Origin of the sequence: Novipirellula sp. (genome assembly GCF_041583735.1) — a bacterium.
Lineage (GTDB): Bacteria > Planctomycetota > Planctomycetia > Pirellulales > Pirellulaceae > Novipirellula.
Window position 1 is genome coordinate 1 of record NZ_JBFHFD010000683.1, and the last position, 4,609, is coordinate 4,609.

General features: G+C 54.0%; 5 protein-coding genes. 1 reads left to right on the forward strand and 4 read right to left on the reverse strand.

Annotated features, from left to right (window positions below; genetic code table 11):
* The coding region (locus ABX962_RS30860; RefSeq protein ID WP_372725345.1) for a c-type cytochrome at window positions 1-1,703 on the forward strand (1,703 nt) is incomplete at its 5' end.
* Between the two features lie 128 nt (window positions 1,704-1,831).
* Here ABX962_RS30860 and ABX962_RS30865 read toward each other — a convergent pair.
* From ABX962_RS30865 to ABX962_RS30880, 4 genes are all read right to left on the reverse strand, one after another.
* Window positions 1,832-3,019: an NADP-dependent malic enzyme gene (locus tag ABX962_RS30865; protein WP_372725347.1), complete on the reverse strand. Its 1,188-nt coding sequence runs from the start codon at window positions 3,017-3,019 to the stop codon at window positions 1,832-1,834.
* Window positions 3,020-3,142: 123 nt separating this feature from the next.
* Window positions 3,143-3,898, reverse strand: coding sequence for a TVP38/TMEM64 family protein (locus ABX962_RS30870; RefSeq protein WP_372725349.1), 756 nt, complete (start codon window positions 3,896-3,898; stop codon window positions 3,143-3,145).
* 143 nt (window positions 3,899-4,041) lie between these two features.
* The gene (locus tag ABX962_RS30875; RefSeq protein WP_372725350.1) at window positions 4,042-4,260 is read right to left on the reverse strand and encodes a carboxymuconolactone decarboxylase family protein; all 219 of its coding nucleotides are present in this window, start codon (window positions 4,258-4,260) and stop codon (window positions 4,042-4,044) included.
* Window positions 4,261-4,609, reverse strand: a 349-nt coding sequence (locus ABX962_RS30880; protein ID WP_372725352.1) for a carboxymuconolactone decarboxylase family protein, incomplete at its 5' end; no start/stop codon positions are given.

A 4,609-nucleotide genomic window follows, 5' to 3' on the forward strand; every position in this document is an offset into this window, starting at 1 on the left:
CGGGCGAAATGGAAACGCTGGTGGCAAGTTTGCAAAATGCCAATCGTCAAGTCATTGACGCTGTGTTCGCGGGAATCAGCAATGGATGGCAACGAGATCAAAAGATCGAGCTGACCGCCGAACTGGAATCCGATCTGGAATCGCTTCTTGACCAAGGATCCCCGGGCACCCGAGGCGTGATGGTTCGCTTGGCGACTCAGTGGGGAAGCCAAAAGTTCGAGAAGTACAGCAAAGAGATCACCACAGGTTTTGTGGAAACGCTCAGTGACGAAGACACCCCTGACGCGAAGCGAATCGAAGCGGCTCGAAAATTGGTCGAGTTTAATCCCGCCGACGAGGAAACCGTCTCGTCGCTATTGGATCAATTGAACCCGAGAACGCCTCCCGCTCTGGCCGACGGCATTATCGATGCACTCGAACAGAGCAATTCCGAGTCGCTGGGGCCTCAATTGATTGATCGACTGGCAACGATGACGCCATCGGTTCGCTCGGCAAGCTTAACGCTGCTGCTGAAACGTCCTGGCTCGACAAAATCGCTGTTGGAAGCAGCCAAGAAAGGGGACGCCTCGCTGAACGACCTTGCTTTGGACCAAAAGCAATCGCTGGCGTCGCATCCGGACAAATCGATTCGCGAAGAAGCCAAGAAGCTACTCGAAAGTGGTGGCTCGCTGCCCAACGCCGACCGGCAAAAGGTACTCGAAGAGCTGTCATTCGTCGCCCACACAAAGGGCGATGCGGTCAAAGGCAAAGAAGTTTTTAAAGTCCACTGCGGAAAATGCCATGTTCACAGCGGCGAAGGCTCGGCCGTCGGCCCCGACTTGACCGGCATGGCGGTTCATCCGAAAGAGGAACTGCTGACGCATATCTTGGATCCAAGCCGAAACGTCGAAGGCAACTTTCGCGTGTACACCGTGCTGACACTTGATGGTTTAGTGCTGAACGGAATGTTGGCATCCGAGTCGAAAACCGCAATCGAATTGTTTGATGCCGAAGGCAAAAAGCACGCTGTGTTGCGGGAAGATGTCGAAGAACTTCTCGCGTCGCAAAAATCAATCATGCCCGAGGGATTCGAAAAGTCGATTAAACCCGAAGAGCTTACCGATCTGCTCGAGTTCCTGACCAAACGCGGCAAACATGTTGCGATGGATCTCAGCAAGGTTGCCTCGGCCGCCAGTGATCGCGGGATGTTTATCGATCCCAATGGCGAAGTCGAACGGCTTGTCTTTGGTGATTGGTCCCCCAAGACCTTCAAAGGCGTCCCGTTTCAACTGATCGATCCTCGCGATGGCAGCGTGCCAAACGTGGTCGTGCTACACAGCAACCACAGTCCGATCGTTTCGAAAATGCCCAAATCCGTCACACTGCCTCTGAATGGAGCGGCCAAAGCAATTCATCTGCTCAGCGGGGTTTCCGGTTGGGGCTTCCCCTATAGCGACGCGAAAACGGTCAGCATGATTGTGCGCGTTCACTATGCCGACGGGACATCCGAAGATCACGAACTGCTAAACGGAGTTCATTTCGCCGATTACATTCGACGCGTGGATGTGCCGGAGTCCGAATTTGCCTTTGATTTGTTCAGACGCCAGATTCGTTACCTCGCGGTTTATCCCAAACAGGCCGAGCCGATCGCGACGATCGAACTCGTCAAAGGTCCCGATCGATCGGCACCTGTGGTGATGGCGATCACCGTTGAATCACCGTAATCGGTGAACGCAGAAATTGATTTCCGCAGTAACAACACGCCTGGTGAGCCCCTTGGTCTTGCCAGGCGTTTTTTCTTTGCGGGTCACTTGATTGGGGCTGGTTCGAATCCAAACCAATGCCACAGACATCAAGGGGCATCGGTCTGGGTTGCCACCGAATGGATTGCCGCCGCGACACTGGGTGCGACGGTTTGGTCCAGCGGGTTGGGCAAAATCATTTCGGCAGTGGGTTCATGCACACAGGCTGCCAAGGCATGAGCGGCAGCGATCTTCATTTCTTCGCTGATTCGCTTGCTGCGGCTATCCAAGGCGCCGCGAAAGATGCCGGGAAAGGCCAGCACGTTATTCACTTGATTCGGGAAATCGCTACGGCCGGTACCCACGATCGCGGCCCCGGCGGCGATCGCATCGGCGGGCATGATCTCGGGAATGGGATTGGCCATCGCGAGGATGATCGGCTTCGCGGACATCGATTGGATGTGGCTTGGTTTCAGCAGGTTGCCTTTGCTGACTCCAATAAAGACGTTGGCATCGACCAATACATCCGCGAGGTTCCCATGTCGATTTTCGCGATTCGTATAAGCCAACAACTCTGTTTTTTCGGGTGACAATCCCTCGCGGTCCTGATGAATTGCGCCGCGTGAATCACAGACGATGACATCAAGAACCGGTTGGCAGACGCTGGGATCGTGTCCCACGCAGCGCAGCAGTCGGGCGATTGCCGTTCCGGCGGCACCAGCCCCATTGATCACCACTCGCATGTCGGTCAGTTTGCGATCGATCACTTTCGCGGCATTGATCAACGCGGCTAACAGCACGATGGCGGTACCATGTTGGTCATCGTGGAAAACGGGGATGCCCAAGTCTTGCAACTGGTTTTCGACCTCGAAGCATTTTGGCGCTGCGATGTCTTCGAGATTGATGCCACCAAAAACCGGAGCAATCCGGCGCACCGTATCAATGATCTCTTGAGTGTCTTGGGTATCCACGCAAATGGGCCATGCATCGATCCCCGCAAACTCGCGAAACAGCAGTGCTTTGCCCTCCATCACCGGGATGGCCGCGTGGGCACCGATGTTTCCCAACCCAAGTACCGCGGAACCGTCACTGACGATCGCGACGGAGTTGTTTTTGATGGTCAAGTCCCAGGCTCGCGAAGGATCTTTTGCGATCACCTCACAAGGCCGTGCGACCCCGGGCGTGTACGCGATCGACAAATCGTCGGCTGTCTTGACCGGCATCCGCGAATGCATCCCGATCTTGCCACGCAGTTGCTCGTGAACAATCAAACTTCGCGTAAAGAAGTCGGTCATCATGATTCTCTAGTTGAAAGGAGGAACAACCCAAAACAAACTAATCGCAAGAAAACGACGTTAATTTGCTGCAACCGAAACCACCGTGTCGGCGTGTGCGGCTGTCCTCAACATATCAAACTGAATTCATGTGGGTTGTAGCCGCTTTCGCTGAAGGAACTTCATCGTGAAACGAACGATCAGCGGAAAGAGCCCGAGCAGCACAAACGCGCTGCCAATCTGCCACAGCTGACTTGATGTAAATACCGCAGCAATGCCTTTATCTGCCAGCGTTTGCAGGTCGGGAACACTTGATCCCGCGTAGACGTAAACGGCGGTCCCCGCCAACATCCCAAGCTGGCTAACCCACCAAAAAGTGCGAGTGCGAATTGGCGTCAGCCCCATCACCGCATTGATCATAAAAAACGGGACCGCAGGGATCAGCCGCAACGTGAATAGAAAGAACGGACCTTCCTTTTCGAGCGACTCGTTGAAACTTTTCAGTCGCTCACCAAATCGATTTTGGATCGCATCGCGAAATAAGAAGCGGCTCAGCAGAAACGCCACAGTGGCGCCGGCGGTCGAAGCGAAGCTGATCAAAACCAATCCGCGAACAAAACCAAAGTACCAACCGTAAACCAGCGTCAACACCGCCGCCCCGGGAATCGACAACCCGGTGGCGAGTACATAAATCCCAAACGCGACCCCGTAGACCAAAACGGGATGATCGGCTTGAAACGTCCGCAGCTGAGCTTCTCGTTGAGCGAGCGAATCAAGATTCAGCAAATGCCCAAACTGGACGTAGCCAATGATCGCTACGGCGACGACAAGCAAAAACAGCCCCGCTTTCTTGGCCATCGCTGGTTTCGTAGCGTTTTCGTTTTGTTCGATTTGGGCAGCCATGGTTTGAACTTTCGGGTAGTGACCACGATTATATCGTTTCGATGTGCGACTTGGTTTCGCTACCAATGAGACGTTCTCGTGCAAGCATCCTTACAAAAAGGCTACAAAAACCGAAGAGCTTTGCCATGCCTGTCGCGACAGCACTAGAGCTTCTCAGCGGCGGGGAAGTCCAATGCCGTATCATTGACGTGGTTAAACAGGTTTGAATAGGTCGCCAATCCGATGTACCCCACCGCCTCGGCAATTTGACCGTCGCTATATCCAGCCGCCCGCACTTCGTTAAGTTCGTCATCCGAAACGAATCCTCGGCTCGCGATCACACGTCGGACAAACTCGAGCAACGCACCACGATTTATATCCACCTAAAAAAAGCGACGCGCTGCCAACGTTTCTTCATTGGTAAGTCCGATTTTCTTGGCGATCATCGTATGAGCCGAAACGCAGTATTCGCAGCCATTCCCTTCGCTGACCGCCAGATAAATAACCTCACGGTCCTGCGGCGACAGCTCGCCTTCGGCCAACGCTGCGGACATCGAAAGATACGCCTTCAACGCGGCTGGACTGTTTCCCATACCTTGAAAAATGTTTACGACTTTGCCCATTTGGGCTGTCAGGTCGCCGTAGATATCCTTTACCGCGCCGGAAGCTTGATCGGGAGTGACTTGGTTGAGACGAGGCATTTTTTCGAGTCCTGTTCTAGTTGTTGGTTGA

What these genes read in the sequence shown, in the direction of transcription:
- ABX962_RS30865 (WP_372725347.1), bottom strand. Translation starts at nt 3,019, where the DNA reads ATGATGACCGACTTCTTTACGCGAAGTTTGATTGTTCACGAGCAACTG.
- ABX962_RS30870 (WP_372725349.1), bottom strand. Translation starts at nt 3,898, where the DNA reads ATGGCTGCCCAAATCGAACAAAACGAAAACGCTACGAAACCAGCGATG.